This is a genomic window from Nonomuraea sp. NPDC005650, from assembly GCF_040605375.1.
GTDB lineage: Bacteria > Actinomycetota > Actinomycetes > Streptosporangiales > Streptosporangiaceae > Nonomuraea.
Genome location: NZ_JBEXCR010000047.1, coordinates 92,124 through 109,336 on the forward strand (window position 1 = coordinate 92,124; position 17,213 = coordinate 109,336).

Annotated in this window: 19 protein-coding genes; 14 read left to right on the plus strand and 5 right to left on the minus strand. The window is 71.4% G+C overall.

Annotated features, from left to right (window positions below; translation table 11 throughout):
* Positions 1-24: 24 nt before the first annotated feature.
* The 6 genes from dhaL to ABZS69_RS53340 all read left to right on the plus strand — a co-directional run bounded on the left by dhaL (position 25) and on the right by ABZS69_RS53340 (position 4,503).
* On the plus strand, positions 25-630 hold the full coding sequence (dhaL, locus tag ABZS69_RS53315; protein WP_355388656.1) for a dihydroxyacetone kinase subunit DhaL: 606 nt from the start codon (positions 25-27) through the stop codon (positions 628-630).
* 34 nt (positions 631-664) lie between these two features.
* Positions 665-1,882 carry a cysteine desulfurase-like protein gene (locus ABZS69_RS53320; protein ID WP_355388658.1) on the plus strand — a complete coding sequence of 406 codons (1,218 nt, stop codon included), beginning with the start codon at positions 665-667 and terminating at the stop codon, positions 1,880-1,882.
* A gap of 181 nt (positions 1,883-2,063) precedes the next feature.
* Positions 2,064-2,303: a hypothetical protein gene (locus ABZS69_RS53325; protein ID WP_355388660.1), complete on the plus strand. Its 240-nt coding sequence runs from the start codon at positions 2,064-2,066 to the stop codon at positions 2,301-2,303.
* Positions 2,304-2,464: 161 nt separating this feature from the next.
* Positions 2,465-3,040 carry an NAD(P)H-dependent oxidoreductase gene (locus tag ABZS69_RS53330; protein WP_355388662.1) on the plus strand — a complete coding sequence of 192 codons (576 nt, stop codon included), beginning with the start codon at positions 2,465-2,467 and terminating at the stop codon, positions 3,038-3,040.
* 79 nt (positions 3,041-3,119) lie between these two features.
* Positions 3,120-3,506 carry a nuclear transport factor 2 family protein gene (locus ABZS69_RS53335; RefSeq protein ID WP_355388664.1) on the plus strand — a complete coding sequence of 129 codons (387 nt, stop codon included), beginning with the start codon at positions 3,120-3,122 and terminating at the stop codon, positions 3,504-3,506.
* Positions 3,507-3,921: 415 nt separating this feature from the next.
* Positions 3,922-4,503 (plus strand): hypothetical protein, encoded by a 582-nt coding sequence (locus ABZS69_RS53340; RefSeq protein WP_355388666.1) that lies wholly within the window; start codon positions 3,922-3,924, stop codon positions 4,501-4,503.
* A gap of 77 nt (positions 4,504-4,580) precedes the next feature.
* Here ABZS69_RS53340 and ABZS69_RS53345 read toward each other — a convergent pair whose 3' ends face one another.
* Entirely contained in the window at positions 4,581-5,024 is a 444-nt protein-coding gene (locus tag ABZS69_RS53345) for a hypothetical protein (protein WP_355388668.1), read from the minus strand.
* 179 nt (positions 5,025-5,203) lie between these two features.
* Positions 5,204-6,151, minus strand: a complete 948-nt coding sequence (locus ABZS69_RS53350; protein ID WP_355388670.1) for a zinc-binding dehydrogenase — start codon at positions 6,149-6,151, stop codon at positions 5,204-5,206.
* A 99-nt stretch (positions 6,152-6,250) separates the two neighbouring features.
* Between ABZS69_RS53350 and ABZS69_RS53355 the strand changes: the two genes are divergently transcribed.
* Positions 6,251-6,724: a MarR family transcriptional regulator gene (locus ABZS69_RS53355; protein WP_355388672.1), complete on the plus strand. Its 474-nt coding sequence runs from the start codon at positions 6,251-6,253 to the stop codon at positions 6,722-6,724.
* 9 nt (positions 6,725-6,733) lie between these two features.
* On the opposite strand, the gene ABZS69_RS53360 is transcribed toward ABZS69_RS53355, so the two are convergent.
* Together ABZS69_RS53360 and ABZS69_RS53365 are read right to left on the minus strand one after the other, a co-directional pair.
* Complete coding sequence (locus ABZS69_RS53360) at positions 6,734-7,393, minus strand: response regulator transcription factor (RefSeq protein WP_355388674.1); 660 nt, start codon at positions 7,391-7,393, stop codon at positions 6,734-6,736.
* On the minus strand, positions 7,390-8,610 hold the full coding sequence (locus ABZS69_RS53365) for a histidine kinase (RefSeq protein WP_355388676.1): 1,221 nt from the start codon (positions 8,608-8,610) through the stop codon (positions 7,390-7,392). The genes ABZS69_RS53360 and ABZS69_RS53365 overlap by 4 nt, the downstream gene beginning before the upstream one ends.
* Positions 8,611-8,777: 167 nt before the next feature.
* On the opposite strand from ABZS69_RS53365, the gene ABZS69_RS53370 reads away from it, so the two are divergent.
* The 5 genes from ABZS69_RS53370 to ABZS69_RS53390 all read left to right on the plus strand — a co-directional run bounded on the left by ABZS69_RS53370 (position 8,778) and on the right by ABZS69_RS53390 (position 14,666).
* Entirely contained in the window at positions 8,778-10,439 is a 1,662-nt protein-coding gene (locus tag ABZS69_RS53370) for a hypothetical protein (protein ID WP_355388677.1), read from the plus strand.
* Positions 10,436-10,891: a hypothetical protein gene (locus ABZS69_RS53375; RefSeq protein WP_355388679.1), complete on the plus strand. Its 456-nt coding sequence runs from the start codon at positions 10,436-10,438 to the stop codon at positions 10,889-10,891. The genes ABZS69_RS53370 and ABZS69_RS53375 overlap by 4 nt, the downstream gene beginning before the upstream one ends.
* A gap of 24 nt (positions 10,892-10,915) precedes the next feature.
* Positions 10,916-12,082 (plus strand): hypothetical protein, encoded by a 1,167-nt coding sequence (locus tag ABZS69_RS53380; RefSeq protein ID WP_355388681.1) that lies wholly within the window; start codon positions 10,916-10,918, stop codon positions 12,080-12,082.
* A gap of 4 nt (positions 12,083-12,086) precedes the next feature.
* The gene (locus ABZS69_RS53385; protein WP_355388683.1) at positions 12,087-12,662 is read left to right on the plus strand and encodes a hypothetical protein; all 576 of its coding nucleotides are present in this window, start codon (positions 12,087-12,089) and stop codon (positions 12,660-12,662) included.
* Positions 12,663-12,773: 111 nt separating this feature from the next.
* On the plus strand, positions 12,774-14,666 hold the full coding sequence (locus ABZS69_RS53390) for a hypothetical protein (protein ID WP_355388685.1): 1,893 nt from the start codon (positions 12,774-12,776) through the stop codon (positions 14,664-14,666).
* Positions 14,667-14,692: 26 nt separating this feature from the next.
* On the opposite strand, the gene ABZS69_RS53395 is transcribed toward ABZS69_RS53390, so the two are convergent.
* Positions 14,693-15,235, minus strand: coding sequence for a helix-turn-helix domain-containing protein (locus ABZS69_RS53395; RefSeq protein ID WP_355388687.1), 543 nt, complete (start codon positions 15,233-15,235; stop codon positions 14,693-14,695).
* 169 nt (positions 15,236-15,404) lie between these two features.
* On the opposite strand from ABZS69_RS53395, the gene ABZS69_RS53400 reads away from it, so the two are divergent.
* Together ABZS69_RS53400 and ABZS69_RS53405 are read left to right on the plus strand one after the other, a co-directional pair.
* Positions 15,405-16,178, plus strand: coding sequence for an SDR family oxidoreductase (locus tag ABZS69_RS53400; protein ID WP_355388689.1), 774 nt, complete (start codon positions 15,405-15,407; stop codon positions 16,176-16,178).
* Positions 16,179-16,290: 112 nt separating this feature from the next.
* Positions 16,291-17,094, plus strand: a complete 804-nt coding sequence (locus tag ABZS69_RS53405; protein WP_355388691.1) for an alpha/beta hydrolase — start codon at positions 16,291-16,293, stop codon at positions 17,092-17,094.
* Positions 17,095-17,213: the final 119 nt, after the last annotated feature.

Sequence of the window (17,213 nt, forward strand, 5' to 3'; positions counted from 1 at the left end):
TCATCGACCGAAAGGATGATCCCGATGACCGCGGTGATCGACGGTGCGCACTCACGCCGCTGGATCCTGGCCTTCGCCGCCCGCGTGGCCGAGCAGGAGGCCGCGCTGAACGCCCTTGACCAGGCCGCCGGCGACGGCGACTTCGGCACCAACATCGCTGCCGGGGTGGCACTCTACCGCAAGCACGCCGAGCGGACCGCCCAGGGAAGCGGGGAGGCCGAATTCCGCGCCCTCGCCGAGGGGTTCCTGGACGAGATCGGCGGCACCAGCGGCCCGCTGTTCGGGCTGCTCTTCCTCCACCTTTCCGAGGCGGGCCGCTCGCTCGCCGACCGCGTGGCGGGTGGGCTGGCCGCCATCCAGCGGGTCGGGTCGGCAGAGCCCGGGGACAAGACGCTGGTCGACGCCCTGCAGCCGGCCCGCGACGCGCTCGCCGAGGCCGGCGACGCCTCGCTGGACGACCTACTGACCGCGGCCGCACGGGCCGCCGCCGCCGGCGCCGAAGCGACCGCCGCGATCCGTGCCCGCCGGGGCCGGGCCAGCTACGTCGGCGAACGCGCCGTCGGCGTGGTCGATCCGGGCGCCCAGACCGTGGCCTACTTCTTCCAGGCCGGCGCCGACACCCTCCGCTGATCTCCCCGCTCCTCCATCCAGAAATGAACCCGACATGACCCACACCCTTCAGGCCGCGGACGTTCAGGCCCTTCGCGCGCACTTCCCCGCCCTGACTCAGGGGGCGGCGCACTTCGACGGTCCCGGCGGCTCGCAGACGCCCACTGCCGTCGCCGACGCCGTACACGGCACGCTCACCGCCGCCATCGCCAACCGCGGCCTGGTCACCGAGGCCGAGAGGTTCGCCGACGAGGTGACGCTCGCCGCCCGCGCGGCGATGGCCGACTTCGTCGGCGGCGACCCGCGCGGCATCGTGTTCGGCCGCAGCATGACCCAGCTGACCTTCGACTTCGCGCGTACCCTGGCCAAGGACTGGCGGCCGGGCGACGAGATCGTCGTGTCGCGGCTGGACCACGACTCCAACATCCGGCCGTGGGTGATCGCCGCCGAATCGGCGGGCGCCACGGTGCGCTGGATCGACTTCGAGCCCAAGTCGGGAGAGGTCACCCTCGACGCGGTCGAGGCGGTGCTGTCGGACCGCACCCGGCTGGTCGCGATCACCGCCGCCTCCAACCTGATCGGCACCCGCCCGCCGGTCGCCGAGATCTCCCGGCTCGCGCACGCCCGCGGCGCTCTTCTCTACGTCGACGGCGTGCACTACAGCGCGCACGTTCCGGTCGACGTGGCCGCGCTCGGCGCCGACTTCTATGCCTGCTCGCCGTACAAGTTCCTCGGCCCGCACCTCGGTGTGGTGGCCGCCGCGCCCGAGACGCTCGAGTCGCTGCGGCCGGACAAGCTGCTCCCGGCCACCGACGTGGTGCCGGAGCGATTCGAGCTCGGCACGCTGCCGTACGAACTGCTCGCCGGGACGACCGCGGCCGTCGACTTCCTCGCCGGCATCCTGCCCGGCACCGGTTCCCGGCGTGAGCGGCTGCTCGCGTCCATGGCCGCCGTCGAGAGGTACGAGGACGGCCTGCGCGAGAGCGTGGAGGCGGAGCTGGACGGCCTGCCGCAGGTGATCTCGCACTCGCGCGCCGCCAGCCGTACCCCCACGCTGCTGCTCACCTTCGAGGGACACCCGGCCACCGCCGTACGCGACTTCCTCGCCGATCGGAAGATCAACACGACGGTCAGCAACTATTACGCGATCGAAGCGTCCCGCTGGATGGGGCTCGGCGACGAGGGCGGGCTGCGCGTCGGCCTGGCTCCCTACAACGACCGGAACGACATCGGCCGCCTCACCACCGCGCTACGCGACTTCTTCTCCCTTTGAGCTCCGGTCAGCCGGGGTCGTCCCGCCCGGTTTCGGCGCGGGACGACCCCGGCCGGCGTCCGGAAGGCGGACATCCCGTTCGCCACCGAAGTTCAGGAAGCGTTGGAACGGGAGGGCCGTTCAGCTCTTCACTGGATGCGATTCTCAAGCGGGGCGCACCTGAACCGCGCGGGCGGAGGCGATGTCGGCGATGATCCCGGCCATCGTCGCCCCGGAAGTGCTCGCGATCGTCGTCGGCGAGTGGCTCGGTGAGACGGCCGGGCTCCGCCCTCACCTCGGCGTGAAGGGCGGGTGCCGTTCGGTGGTCTTCGCCGGTCGGGGCACCTGCAGGGCGCGCGCCGATGATCGCCGCGCGAGCCCGCGCCGCTCGGCCCGGTCCATGAGCCCGGTCAGCGCCGCCTTCTCCACCTCGAAGCAGTAGTGCGAGGTCGGCCATTCCCCAGCGCCGTCGCCTCTGCCAACTTGCCCCGTTTCGGTCACAGCGCTATCGTACACGGCGCATATAGTTAATGCCACGTACAGTACGCTTCATGAACATTGGTGGCCAAGGGCCGCCCTTCGAGTTGTCAGGAGAGGCAAACCATGACCCGCATCGGCATGATCCTGGGAAGCACCCGTCCGAACCGCAACGGTGAGCAGGTGGCGCACTGGGCGTTCGAGCTGGCCTCCAAGCGTGAGGACGCCGAGTTCGAGCTCGTCGACCTGCGCGACTTCCCGCTGCCGCACCTCGATGAGGGGATGCCGCCGTCGCTCGGGCAGTACCAGAACGAGCACACCCGCCTCTGGGCCGAGAAGGTGGCCTCCTTCGACGGGTTCGTCGTCATCACCCCGGAGTACAACCACAGCACCACCGGCGTGCTGAAGAACGCGATGGACTATCTGTTCGCCGAATGGAACAACAAGGCCATCGGGTTCATCTCGTACGGCGCCCATGGCGGGGTCCGCGCGGTGGAGCACCTGCGGGTGATGGCCGGGGAGCTGATGATGGCCGACGTCCGCGCTCAGGTCGTCCTGTCGTTCGCGACCGAGTTCGAGGACTATCGGCACTTCAAGCCGGGCGACTACAACCTTCCGGCCTTCGACACCATGCTCGACCAGGTCATCGCGTGGAGCAAAGCCCTCGCGCCGCTTCGCGCCCCGCAGCGGGTCGCCGCCTGAAGGCCCCGTTCATGACCAGCACCGGAAGCGAGCCGACCGGCGGCCATGCCGCCCTCTTCGCAGCAAGGACAGGCACACCATGAACACGACCGTGGCCGTCGCCGACGCCTACTTCGACGCCTGGCAGGCCAACGAGCCGTCCCGGCTGGACGACGTGCTCGCACCCGACGTCCGCGTCAACGGGCCCCTGGGCCGGATCGACGGCGCCGCGCAGTACCGGGCCTCTCTGGGCCGGATCTTCGCCATCACCGGCAAGCTCGTCCTCCTCAAGCGGTGGGTCGACGGCGACGACGTCATGACGTGGTTCGACCTGCACCCCCGCGATGCCGCCGAACCGTTCCCCGTGGCCAGCTGGCTGCACATCGAGAACGGTCGCATCACCCGCGTCAGGGTCACCTTCGACCTCGGCAAACTCCTGCGGGCCGGCGATCCGCGCCGTCCTTCCACCGGCGAGGCGACCGCCTGATCCGTTCCCCGGCGGCCGGACCGGGTCGTCCGCGTTCACGGTGCCGCCGAGCCGGCACGCCGGGACGTGATCCACCGGCCGCCGTCCTTTCCCTTGATCGAAAAGGAGGCGTGCCGGATCGTCGGCATCGACTCCCCAACGGGACGACGCTGGCGTAACGGACGCAATGCGACCGGTACGGCGTCGTGACACCACGTCTGAACCGCGCGGCGAAGCTGATCGTTTTAGGGACATGAGGTGGAGTTGGGTCGTCGCCCTCGTGTTGATGCTTGCGGCGTGTAGCAGCACCGGGACAGTGCCGAGGCTGGAGCAGACTGGCCGGCCAGTCCCCGAGCCGGCCTCAGCCGGACCCGCGCAGCGCCTTGTCGCCGAATGGCTGCGGGTGGGTGGTTTGAAGGCCCCCGGCCTCGCAGCCGTGCGCCCTCCGATGCTGGCGGTCTACGCCGACGGCCGGGCCATCGCCGACGCCGCGCACGAGCTGCGCCTTCCACCTGCCGAGGTCAAAACCCTGGTCGAAGCCCTCAATCATGACCTGGCAGGGCAACCCGCCACCGCCTCGCCCCGACCGGGATCGCCGAGGATCTATGACGTGCCCACCACGGTCCTCGGCGTCGACAGCGGCAGCGGGATGCGCGAGGTGCACGTGCCATCGCTGGAACATGCCGCAGCCGGCTACGACGCCGCGCTCGTCACCGCCCGCGACCGCCTCGCCCGCCTGGCCGACCGCGTGACCACACAGGGCGGGAACTACTCCACCGACCGGGTACGACTGTCCAGCGAGCACGTCACGGTTCCCGCGACACCCGCCAAACCCTTGCCGGAGGGCGTCCCCCTGCCACCCGAGACGCAGTCGGGCTCGGGAAACAAGGACTACAAGGGCAACAAGGCGCACACGATCGCCCGGTTGATACCAGGTGACGGATCCTGGCACGTCTATCGCAGGTCGACCGGCGAGCACATTGCATTCTCGTGGCGTTATCTGCTGCCCCACGAATAAGGCTCTGCGCGCGCCGGCGACGCTATGAAGAGGTGCTCCTCGGCGGGGGGTGATCCCGCCGAGGAGCTCGGGTCCGGTCAGATGTTGTGCGAGAAGTCCCCGCCGAAACCGGCGATGTAGACGTGGCTGTCGTTCTGACCGGCGGTGAAGAACAGCGAGATCCCGCACCCCCAGCCGATGCCGTCGTGGCCTACGGGAAAGGTGTTGTTCGCGCTCAGGCCGTGCGCGTGCTCACCTCCGATCCGGAGGCCCTCCTTGACCATGATGCGGTCCGGGCCGTCCCACACGTGCACCGCGAGGAGCGCGCTGGTCTCCCGGGCGTGGAAGAGGATCATCACCCTGTCCAGGGTGGCCCGACGGTCTTCGACGATGACCGGGGTGGGGATGGCCAGGTGGATCCAGTCGCCGCCGTTCGCCGGAAGCGAGAAGGTTACGCCGAATCCCTGACGCAGTGCGCTCGTGCCCGGGTTCTCGGCCACCGCCGTGAACCCGTGCTGCCATGACGCGTACAACTTCGACATCGTCATACTCCTTGCGGCATGGAGGCCTTTTCTTGAAGGCTTTTGACTTCCTGACAGCTCCACGACAAAAGGCCGCAAGAAAGGCCCGGCATCCCTAAAGCTGGGGATTCACACCCCGCTATGACTTCGGGGATAATTCATTTCTGCAAGGAGAAATGCCAGACGTTTCTCGATCGCGATCAAGAGATGCGGACGATGCTCTTGCCGTGCGTTCCGCCGTTGGCCAGGCGGTCGATGGCCTTGCCGAGATCGGCCATCTCGTATTCGGCGGTGATGTCCGGGGCGACCTGCCCGGACGCCATCATCCGCAGGGCCTGCCGGGCGCTGTCCGCCAGGCGGTCGGGGTGGGTCTGGCTGAGCAGGTTGCTGTTGTAGGTCAGTACGGAGATGCCGCTCATCAGCAGGTCGTTGGCGTTGAGCTCGACGGGCTCGAAGGTGGCGATGTTGCCGTAGATCGCCAGGCGGCCGTGCGGCGCGACACGCTGCAGGCTGGCCAGGCGCGTCGGCCCGCCGATCGGGTCCAGGATCACGTCGAACGACTCGGCGGCCAGGGCGTCGGGGAACTCCGCGCGCGAGACCAGCAGGTCGTAGCCGAACTTGGCGGCGTAGTCGGCCTGGTCGGCGTCGCCGACGACGCCCGCGATCCGTCCGGCGCCGGCGGCCCTGGCGAACTGGACGGCCAGGCTGCCGACGCCACCGGCCGCCGCGTGGATGAGGACGCTCTCGCCGGGCCGCACCCGGGTGACGGTGTTGACCAGATCGTACGCGGTGGGGGTGACCCAGCCGAACCCGGCGGCCAGGCGCGGGTCCACGCCGTCGGTGTCGAAGGTGAGCGCGGCGGGCGCCGTCACCACCTCGGCGTAGGCGCCGGCGCCGGTCAGCGCGATCACCTGCCGGCCGATGCGGCTCTCGTCGACGCCCTCGCCGACCGCGACGACGCGCCCGGCCGCCTCGAACCCGGGCACGAAAGGCCGTGGCGTCGGGAAGTGCCCGTCGCGGACCAGCACGTCACCCCACTGGATCCCGGCGTACTGCACACCGATCGCGACCTCGCCGGCGCCCGGGGTGGGCGCCTCCAGGTCGGCGAGGCGGAACTGGTCATCGGCGTCGAGGACAACGGCCTTCATAGTCACTGCTCCCTGAGTTGAATCAGTATCCTGATACCGAGACCATACGAGTATCAGCTACCTGAGTCAACTCAGGAAGCTGTGAATATGGAGGACGTCGTGAGTGAGATCCCGGCCGAGGAGTACCTGTGCACGCGCATCCGGCGCACCGAGCAGGCGCTGATGACCCACCACGAGGCGGTCCTGCGCGGCTACGGCCTCACCATGACGCAGTACACCGTGCTCCTCACGCTGTCGCGAGAAGGGGGCATGTCCGGCGCGCAACTGGCCCGCGCCTGCGGAGTCACCCAGCAGACCATGGCCTCCGTCCTGACCGGCCTGCAGAACAAGCGGCTCGTCGCCCGCGAGACCTCGCCCCTGCACGCCAAGGTCCTCGTCACCTCGCTGACCGACCAGGGCCAGGAGGTGCTCGACCGCGCCTACCAGGAGGTGATCGTGCTCGAACGCGCCCTCACCGACGCCTTCACACCCGCCGAGCACGCCGCGTTCTGCGATCTCCTGGACCGCGCGACCGGCATCCTGGCCCAGCAGACCCCCCAGGCCGAAGCCCGATCCGCGCGCCCGCACAAATGACGGGCGCCCCTACCGGGCCGGCCTGATGAGGCCGTGAAGGTGGGCGTAGGAGACCGCCTGGACGCGGTCCCGCAGATTCAGCTTGGTCAGGATGCGCGAGACGTGGGTCTTGACGGTCTCGTCACCGATGCCGAGACGATCGGCGATCTCGGCGTTGCTGTGTGCTCCGGCCAGCAACAGCAGCACCTCCCGTTCCCGCGTGGTGAGGAGATCCAGGCCGGCCGGGGTGGCGGGCGGGGCGATCCCGTCGGCCAGGCGGGCGCTGAGGCGCCGGGTCACCGAGGGATCGATGAGGGCGTCGCCGCGGGCGGCCACCCGGACGGCCGCGATCAGCTCCTCCGGCGGCAGGCTCTTCAGCAGGAACCCGCTGGCCCCCGCCCGCAGGGCGCGGTGCACGTACGTGTCGTGGTCATAGGTGGTCAGCAGGATCACCTTGGTGGTGTTGGCCGGGTCGGCGAGGATCGTCTCCGTGGCGCGCAGGCCGTCGAGCCGGGGCATGCGGATGTCGATGATCGCGACGTCGGGACGCAAACGCAGCACCTCGCTCAGCGCGCTCTGCCCGTCCGACGCCTCCCCCACGCAGGCGAGGTCGGGCTGGGTGTCCAGGACCGCGCGCAGACCGGAGCGGAACATGGCGTGGTCGTCGGCGATCAGAACGCGCAAGGTCATGAGGGGTCCAGGGGGAAGGTCACGGTGGTGATCCAGGCTCGGCCGTCGGGGGCGGGCCCGTAACTGGTGGAGCCGTTGAACATGGTGGCACGGCTGCGGATCCCCTGCAGCCCGCGATGCGGTGAGTCCGGCCGGGCACGGGTCTCCGCGGCGAGCGGATTGGAGGCGGTCACGGTGAGGCTGGATCGGTCGTAACGCAACTCGACCTCCGCGACGCCCCCGGCGCCGTGCCGCAGGGCGTTGGTGAGCATCTCCTGCACCACCCGGTACACGGCGATGTCCAGGGACTCCGGCAGCGGGGACGAGCTGCCGTGGACGGTCACCCGCGCCCGCAGGCCGACGGCGCGGACGGCGTCGAGCAGCTCTGGGAGGTTGTCCAGGCCGGGCTGGCTGTCCTCCCCCGACGGGTTGCCGTGCAGGACGTCCAGCAGGCGCCGCAGGTCGAGCATGGCCGCCCGGCTGGAGGTCTCCACGGCGGTCAGCGAGTTCGTCAGGTCCGGGGCGGCCGGCCCCGTCGAGGCCCGTAACCGGGCTACGCCGGCGTGGACGCCGATGGCGCTCACGTGGTGGGAGATCACGTCGTGCAGGTCCCGGGCGATGCTGCTGCGCTCTTCCGCGATCGCCGCGGTCAGGGCCTCCCGCGCCTCGGCCTGTTCCCGCTCGGAGCGCTGTTCCAGTTCGGCGATGTGCGCGCGCCGCGCGGTGGTGTACCGCCCGACGAGCCAGGGCAGCAGCGCGTCGGCCACGGCGTCGAGCAGGATCCGCTCCGGCCTGACGGGCGGCCCGCCGAGGACCCGTCTCGCGACGATCCCCGCCGCCAGACAGAGCAGGGACACCGCCGCCGGCCACCGGCCCAGCCAGGCGCCGGCCCGGTACGCGGAGATCAGCAGGCCCACGCTGTTCAGCAACGGCAGCGGGCCGGACCCGGGGTGCAGCACCGCGCCCGACACCGTGACGGCCACCTGGGCGACGGCCACCACTCCCGACAGGCGCGGTGTGCTGGCCAGGCCGGCGTCCACCACGACGATCGCCCCCAGCATGGCCCAGCGCAGGCCCGCCGGATAGGAGAAGGAGCTGGTGTAGAGGGCGAAGGAGAGGCAGTCGATCACCAGGGTGACCGCGGCGATCGCGATCGCCTGGCGCCTCAGCGACCCGCTGACGTCGCGGACGCGGCCGGGCCCGGCTCCGCGCCCGTCACGTTCTTCCCGGTCGGGCACCGGCGCCCCTTCCGTCCTTCGCTCCAGCGGCCGCGTCATCTGGGCGGGCGGCCATGACGTACCATGATGCCTGCTCACGGCCGTGGCCGAGTCCCCCGCTCGGGGGACCCGCGTCCCCTGGCGCCGTGACGACAGCGGCGGGCGGCCCTCCCTAGGCTGCCCGCACGATGAACGACACCGCCGCTCGTACGACGCCGGAGCACGACAGGACGGCTCCTTCTCCCCGACGCCGCACCGGTGCCGGACTCGCCGTCCTGCTGAGCGCCGTGGCTCTGCTGTTCGTCCTGGGCCCCGCGGCCGAGGCGGACTCCACCGCCGGCGGCGACGTGCATGTCGCGCAGACGCTCGGCGACCGGGAGCTGACCGTCGTCCTGCGCCGGATCACCGGTGTGCCAGGACCTCTGCACGTGGACGTGATCACCCGTACGGGCACGGCCGCCGGCCGGCTCACGCTGGCGGTGGTACCCACCGGGGTCTCCACCTCCACGCCCGCCGCGTCGGCGTCGGGCACCACCGTCGACACCGCCGTGATCACCTTGGGCAGCCGGCCGGGGACCTTCTCCGCGGTGCTGAACGTCACCCAGGTCGGCCCGTGGGAGCTGGCGCTCGGCGACGGGCGGCGGACCGCGAAGATTCCCTTCGTCGTGCCGAAGCAGACCACCTCACCGGCGGAGACCGCGGCCTACGTGGGCTTCAGCGGCGCCGGGGTTCTGGTTCTCGTCACCGTCCTGGTCGCCGTACGCGTGCGCCGCGGCTGGTGGACGCTGGTGCCGGCGGGCGGGCTGGTCGCCTGTCTGACGGTGGCCGTCACCGGCGCGCTCCTGTCGTCCGGGCTGCCGCTGCCTCCGTCCCAAGGTGAGCAGGTCGACGCCACGGTCGACGGCGTCAACGATCCGTACGCCTACGTCGGGCGGCAGACCGGCGACTACTCGCGCCCGCCGGCCACGCTGCTGCTGTCGTCGTCCACGGACCGCGCGGGCGAGGTCGCCGAGCTGCGGCTGGCCCTGTCCGACGCGTCCACCGGCCTGCCTCTGGACGACGTCGTCGTCCACGACGGGGCGCTGCTGCACCTGCTGGTCATCGGCCCCTCGGGCCGGCTGTGGCACCTGCACCCCATAAGGACCGGTGCCGGGGAGTTCGAGGTCCCGCTGGCCCTGCCGGAGGCCGGTCATTACGCGGTCTCCGCCGAGTTCGCCCGCCGGGGTGGCGGCGTCCAGCAGCTCCGCTCCGCCACCGGCATCGACGCGGCGCCCGGCTCCGGCGCGCGGACCACGTCCGGCGACGCTCCGGCACAGGCGGGAACCGGCGCGCGGACCACGTCCGGTGACGCGCCGGCGGAGGCGGGGACCGGTGTGCGGACCGTGGCCGGCGTCGACGTGCGGCTGACGGCGTCGTCGCTGGTGGCGGGCAAGGCCTCCGTGCTCACCGCCCGCGTGGGAGAGACGGCGACCCTGCAGCCGTGGCTCGGCATGGTCGGGCACCTGGTCGTCGTCGGTCCGCTCTCGCCTGAGGCGGCGGTGGGGACGGCGACGCAGGGCGCCCAGGTGTGGGCCCACGCCCACTCCATGGGCGCGCTGCCGGACGGCACCCACGACATGTCCGGCATGGAGGGCATGGCCCACACGGGTTCGATGAGCGGTCTGAACTCCGTCAACGGCGACAGCACCGCCGACGAGACCGTCGCCGCCTACGGCCCCGACGTCTCCTTCGTCTACACCTTCCCGGCCGCCGGCCACTACCGGATCTGGATCCAGGCCGAGCGCGACAACACCATCCTGACCGTCCCGTACCTGCTCCAGGTCACCGGCGCCTCGGAGAGGAACCCGTGAGCCGTCGATCCCTGGTCGCCGCGGTGATCCTGGTGGCGACCCTGCTCACCGCGCTGTCGGTCCATGCCATGTGGGCGCCGTGGTCGGGCACGACACAGCCCGCGTCCGGCTCCGCCCCGCACGGCTCCGTGACGCTCACGGGCGGCACCGCCCACGAGGTGGTGATCCTCACGATCTCCGCGCCCGTGACCGGCACCACCGCGGTCGACGTCCGGCTCGTGCCGCGCGACCGTGCGGCGACCGGCACGTCGCCGCCGGACGTCACGGTCTCCGCGGTGCTGCCCACCGCGGGCCACGCGGTACCCGGCTTCACCGCCGTACCGACCTCGGACGACCGCTACCACGTGGCGGGCCTCCCGCTGATGATGCCCGGCCGCTGGGAGCTCCTGGTCGCCATCGACGGCGACGGCCGCCGCGACCGGCTCGTCTTCCCGCTCACCGTCCCCCGCTGATCACACCCCAGAAAGGCACGCCCGATGGACCCCGTTCCCGCTGCGCTGACCGGCCGCCCGCCCGGCCCCCCGGCACGGCCCCGCTCGACCGACGCGGCCGGCGCGTACGCCGTGCTGGCCGGCACCCTGCTGTCGCTGATCGGCGTCGGCTGGGACGTGCAATGGCACGTCGACGTCGGCCCGGACACCTTCTTCACCCTCCCCCACCTGATCCTGTACTCCGGCAGCGCCATCGCCGGCATCGCCGCCCTGGTGATGGTGCTGCGCGCCACCTTCGCCCAGCGGGCCGGACGTCCCGCCGACCCCACCGCCGGCGGCAGCCCGATCCGAGTCCTCGGCGGCACCTTCACCGCGCCCCTGGGATACCTTGTCGCCGGGACCGGCGGCGCGCTGTTCCTGCTGTACGGGCTGCTGGACCTGTGGTGGCACTCCCTGTACGGCTTCGACGCCGTGCTGAACTCACCGCCGCACGTCGCCCTGTTCATCTCCATCAGCCTGACCATGGTCGGCAGCGTCATCGTCTTCGCCGCCGCCCGCGCACGGCGCTGGGGACGGGCCGGGCTGGTCGTCAGCATCCCCGTGCTGATGACGTTCACCCCCGTCACCACCAACGCCTTCAACGGGCTGGGCCTGCCCATCGACCCCGAGCTCGCGGGCACCGTCTTCTTCACCGTCTGCTTCGTCCTCATGGGAGCGATCACCCTGCGCCAGCGGCGGGTGGCCCTGTCCATCGCGGCCGTCCTCGGCGTCATGCAGCTCTTCCTCTGGTGGTTCTCGCCGTGGGCCGCGAGGGTCTACGCGGGCTACGTGGGGCTGCCCCTGCGGGACAACCTCAGGGACGTCCCCCCTGAGCTCGCCGCCGGCATACCGATGTTCATGCTCGCGGCGGCCCTGGTGATCGAGGTGCTGCTCCGGCTGGGGCGCGGGCGCGGTTGGCCGGTCCGCCGGCTGCCCCAGCTCATCGGCGCCGCCGCGGGCGCGGTGGTGAGCCTGTCCATGCTCCTGCAGACGTCGCTGCTCCGCGGCGGGGCGGCAGGAGGGCCGATGGACCGGCCTGTCACGTCCGCGACCGCGGTGCTGACCGACGTGATCCTCGGGCTGGCGTTCGGTGCCCTGGCCGGCTACCTCGCCGCCCGCTTCGCCGTCCTGCTGCACCTCAACACCGCCGCCGCCGACCAGGAAGGCCGCTGATCCGATGCGTCTACGAATGTTCCTCGCCGGGTGCGTGACGGGCGCCGCGGTCCTGCTCTCGGCGCCGTCCGCACAGGCGTACGCGCCCGCCGAGCCCGAGCAGGCGTACGCGCCGGTCGAGGTCGTGCACACCGAGCGGGTGCAGGCCGGCCCGTACGGCCTGACCGTGGGCTTCTCGACGTGGCCGCTGCGGGCCATGCAGTCGCTGGACTTCACCTTCGCCCCCGACGGAGGGCTGAGCGGCAAATCCGGCACCCTCAGCATGACCGGCCCGGGTATGAAGCCGGGCATGCGCAAGGTGAGCCCGCTGTCCCGCCACCCGCGCGAACGGTCCGTCTGGGGCCTGGACATCCGGTCGTTGCCCACGGCCGGGCAGTGGAGCCTCACCTTCACCGTCAACGGTCCGAAGGGGGAGGGAACGGGCACTCTCGGCAACGTCACCGTCCTCGAGCAGCCCGGCCCCCCGCTGGCGTTGAGCTGGACCCTTTGCGCCCTGCCCGTTTTCGGGCTGATCGCCTTCCTGGTCGTCGCCTGGCGGCGGCACCGCCCTTCCCGCCGCCTCGCGATGATGGGCATCTGAGCCGGCCGGTCGCGTCGCGCCGCCGGCGTGTCCACATCCGGTCAGTGCCTGGGGGATCGGAAGGTGAGCGGTTACCGTCGTGGGAGCGTTCCAAGCGAGGGGGGACCGTCCATGCAGCCCACGTCCGTTTCGCGCCAGGCACTCGCCGCCCTGCAAGAGGTCGAGAAGACCGACGCCACCACTGACCAGCCCACCCGGCTGAAGCAGCTCAAGACCCTCGCCGGGATTCTCGACCGCGGGTGCACGGCCTACGACAAGGACAAGGACGCCGTCGCCTTCGCCGAGTTCCTCTGCCTGTGGCCGGAGCTGAGCCCGGTCACGTCGGCGCAGCTCGCCGGTGCGCTCTTCGGCAGGATGGGCGCCGACGAACTGGGGACCGCCTGGGAGGACGCCTTCGGCAAGTACCTGCGCGCGTTGATCGCGAGATGGCCCGCGATGGGCCTCAAGGACGAGCCGCGCCGCGACCGCATACTCGCCGGGCTTCGCCGCTGCTTCGTCACCATCCGGCCCCCGCGCGAGGCGACCCTCGGGTTGCGCGCGCTCACCGACGCCGACCTGCACGGGAAGGACCCGTTCCCGGTGCTTCTGCGCCGCGCGGTCCACGTGCTGCTCGATGGCGACAACGGGCCGGATCTCAAGCTCTACCGGTTCGCGCCGCCCGAGTATGTGCTGCCCGGCACGTACGAGGGCACGGCCCGCCTCATCCGGGACGAGGGGTATACGACCGACCTCACCTTCGTGCCCGCCCACGAGCGCGACGCCGTCGAGTACGCCATCATGCAAGCCGCCGGAATGGAGTCCGCGGGCAAGCCCCTCGACCTGAGGGGCGCCGTCTGGCCGGTGACGATCCCCGTGCCCCGCGGGTTCGCCCGCTACGAGCTGATCACCGGCCCAGACGGGTGCGTGCGCGCCGAGCGGCTGGGCGACGGAGCCGACCGGCCGCTGCCCGCCTGGCTCGCCGGAGCGAACTCCGTGGAGCAGCGGAAAGGCGCGCTCAAGACCAGGTTCGGACTCGCCGGAGTGGGCGACCGGCCGGTGACCGATGCACGTCCCGAACGCAAATGGAGCGTCGAGGAGCTCGGCCGGCTCGCCTCCGTCTACGACCGCGTCCCGGCACGCGACGTCGAGGCGCTGAAGGCGGTCTCGCTGATCCGCGACTCCGCGTCGGGCGACACGGCGGACCGCTACCACGGCGCCGCCACCCACACCGGCGACGGCGGCGCCTTCGACGCCCTGATCGCCGAACCGACGCCGCACGTGCACCACTACGACGTCATCTTCGCAACCATGACGCGGATGGCGTGCGGCGGGCCGGGCGACAGCGGCTCCGGTGGCGACGCGACCATGCTGCACGAGCTCGGCCACGTGGTCACCCTGTGCCCCCACGAGCGGGCCCGCCGGGAGCTGCTGGAGCTCTCCGACGGCAAGCCGCGAGCCGCCTACACCTCGCTCGACGGACGACTGCGCTCTCTGGTGACCACCGGCGCCGGCGCCACCGCGTTCAACGAGTGGACCATCGCCTACAGCAAGTACACCGAGGCCAACGACGCCTTCGCCACCGCGGCGCACGCCTGCTGGCAGGCGTTCAGAACGGACATCCCGCCGGATTCCCAAACGCAACAGCTGCTGAAGACGTACGCGGAGGCCAGGAGAGCGGCCACTGCCGCGGCGCAGCCCGTGCTGGCCGCAGCCCAGCGGCTGGACGCCGCGGTCTCCGTCGACGGCAAGGTCACACAGCTCACCGGGGTGCTGCTGACCCGCGACACGCTCATTCACGCGCTGGCCGAGCCGGGTCTCATCCTGCTCCGGTTCGCCCGGTACGCCGCCCAGGTCGGCTTCAAGCCGTTCACCACGTACGGGGAGACGTCCAACAAGGAGTTCTTCGCCGAGACGTACGCCCTCTACACGACCGACCGGCCGCGGCTGTGGCAGCTGAACTGGCGGATGTGCACGTGGCTGGAGGCCGGCTACCCATCAGGGAACCATCAGCCGGTGTGCCCGTAACCCTCTGCCGGCCGTGACGGCCCTGTTCATCGGAAGGTGAAAAGGGCGCGGTGCAGCATCTCCCGTACACGCTTGTGACGGTTGTCGCGCCGGGCGGCGTCGTCGGCGGTGACGGCGCTCTCCCCCATGGAGATGGCGAGCATCAGGTCGTCGACGTCGACGACGGGATGGACGATGCCGGCCGCGCGGCCGGCATCGAGGAGAGGCTCGAAGCAGGCCGCGATGCGGCGGGCATGATCGATGAACCATTGCAGGTCGGTGCTGGACAGGACCTGGGCCAGGCCGCGGTTGTCCAGCTGCATGTCCAGGACGAAGTCGAACAGCTTGACCGCGCCGTCGGGTTCGTCGCGCAGTCCGGCGGCATGGTGCTCGATCTGGGCGACGTTGTCGGCGAAGACCGTGGCCGCGAGCTCCTCGCGGGTGGCGAAGTTGCGGTAGATCGTGGTGCGGCTCACCCCGGCGGCCCGCGCGATCTCCTCCAGTGCGACGTCGTGGCCGTGTTCGGCGAACATCCGCCGGGCCGCCGCGAGCAGCCGGTCCCGGTTGCGGACGGCGTCCTTCCGTGTCACTGACACCCACCTTCATGCACGGTCCAACCCTAACTTGCCACGAACCGTACATGATTGTACGTTTAGCGACTGAGAGAAACGTACACATGTGTACGTTTTGACTGACCGGATGGCAGGCGTCCGTCGATCCGTGCCACCGGCCCACATCGCGAATCGATCGGAGCGGACAATGCGTGGCTTGAAGGAGAAGGCGATCATCGTGGCCGGCGGGGCGACCGGCATCGGCGCGGCAACCGCGATCAGGCTCGCGGAGGAAGGCGCCAAGGTCGTCGTCGGCGACATCAACCTCGCCGGCGCGCAGGCCACCACCGCCAAGATCACCGAGGCCGGCGGTTCGGCCATCGCGGTGCACTTCGACCTCGCCGACGAGGACTCCGTCAACGCGATGGCCGAAAAGACCGTCGAGGAGTTCGGCACCGTGCACGGCCTGTTCAACGTCGGCGCGGACCTGTCGCCCGGCACCCTCGGGCGCGACAAGTCCCTGCTCGACACCGACCTGGACGTGTGGGAACGCACTCTGGACGTCAACGTCCTGGGCTATGTCCGTACGGCCCGCGCCGTCCTGCCGCACCTGCTGGACAACGGCGGCGGCCCCATCGTCAACTGCTCCTCCGGCGCCGCGGTCAGCGCCAGCGACCGCAAGCGCCCCGCCTACGGGGCGTCGAAGTCGGCGGTCAACGCGCTCACCCGTCACATCGCCGGGCGCTTCGGCCCCAAGGGCGTGCGCTGCAACGGCGTGATGCCCGGCCTGGTCATGGGCGAGACCCAGGAGGCGCAGAACGACGTCCAGCTCCAGAAGATGTTCCTGGAGCACGTACCCACCACCCGGCTGGGCCGCCCCGGCGACCTGGCCGCGGTCGTGGCCTTCCTGCTGTCCGACGACGCCGAATGGATCAACGGCCAGGTGTGGGCCATCGACGGCGGCGCCAACATGCGCGCCTGACGGGCCGGCGATCGGACCTCGCGGCGCCGAGCCGTCCGGGCGGCTGCTTCGTCCCGGGGCGCGTCCAGGAGATGATCGAGGTCCTGCGCGGAGCGAGAGGCGAGGTGACGCGATGACGCCGTCAGCGGCTGCGGCCGAGGAGACCGCCCTGCTGGCACTGCCGCCCGAACCCCCCGACCGGACCGTCCGGTACGGGCCGCATCCGGCGCAGGTGGTGGACTTCTACCTGCCGGACGGCGCCGCCGCCGCGCGGGTCACGGCGCTGCACGGCGGGTTCTGGCGGGCGGCGTTCGACCGCGCCCACCTGTCCCCGCTGGCCGCCGCGTTGGCGCGGCACGGAACGGCGGTGGCGCTGGCCGAGTACCGCCGGGTCGGCGACGGCGGCGGGTGGCCCGGCACCTTCGACGACGTGGCGACGGTGGCGGACACCGCCTGGGAGGGCGCCGACCACGTGCTGCTGGGCCATTCGGCGGGCGGGCACCTGGCCCTGTGGGCAGCGCACCGCGCCCGGCTGCCGAGCCGCAGCCGGTGGGCGCGGGACGGCGCGGGATCGGTGCGCGCGGTGGTCGCCGTGGCACCGGTCGCGGACCTGGACCGCGCGCACCGGCTGGGACTGAGCCACGGCGCGGTCGCCGAGCTGCTCGGCGGCGAGGAGCAGGTTCGTGCCCGGCTGCCGGAGGCGGACCCGGCGCGGCTGCTGCCGGCCACGGTGCCGGTGACCGTCCTGCACGGGACGATCGATCCGGACGTTACGATCGAGCTGTCCCGCGCCTACAGCGCCGCGTCCGGGGCAGAGCTTCACGAGCTTCCGGGAGTCGGGCATTTCGCGCCGGTCACCCCGGGGTCCGCCGCCTTCGCGGAGCTGCTCACCGCCCTGCGGACTCACCGGCCTCCTTGTACGGCGGCGGACGCCTGACCTCCTGCCGCCGCGCACCGGCCTGCGCCCTTTACAAAGTAGACTCAGCGGGCCCCTTCGGGGCGTGGCACATGTGGGAAAATCCTGCTCGGTCGCTCGCCGACGTCGCCGAAATCATG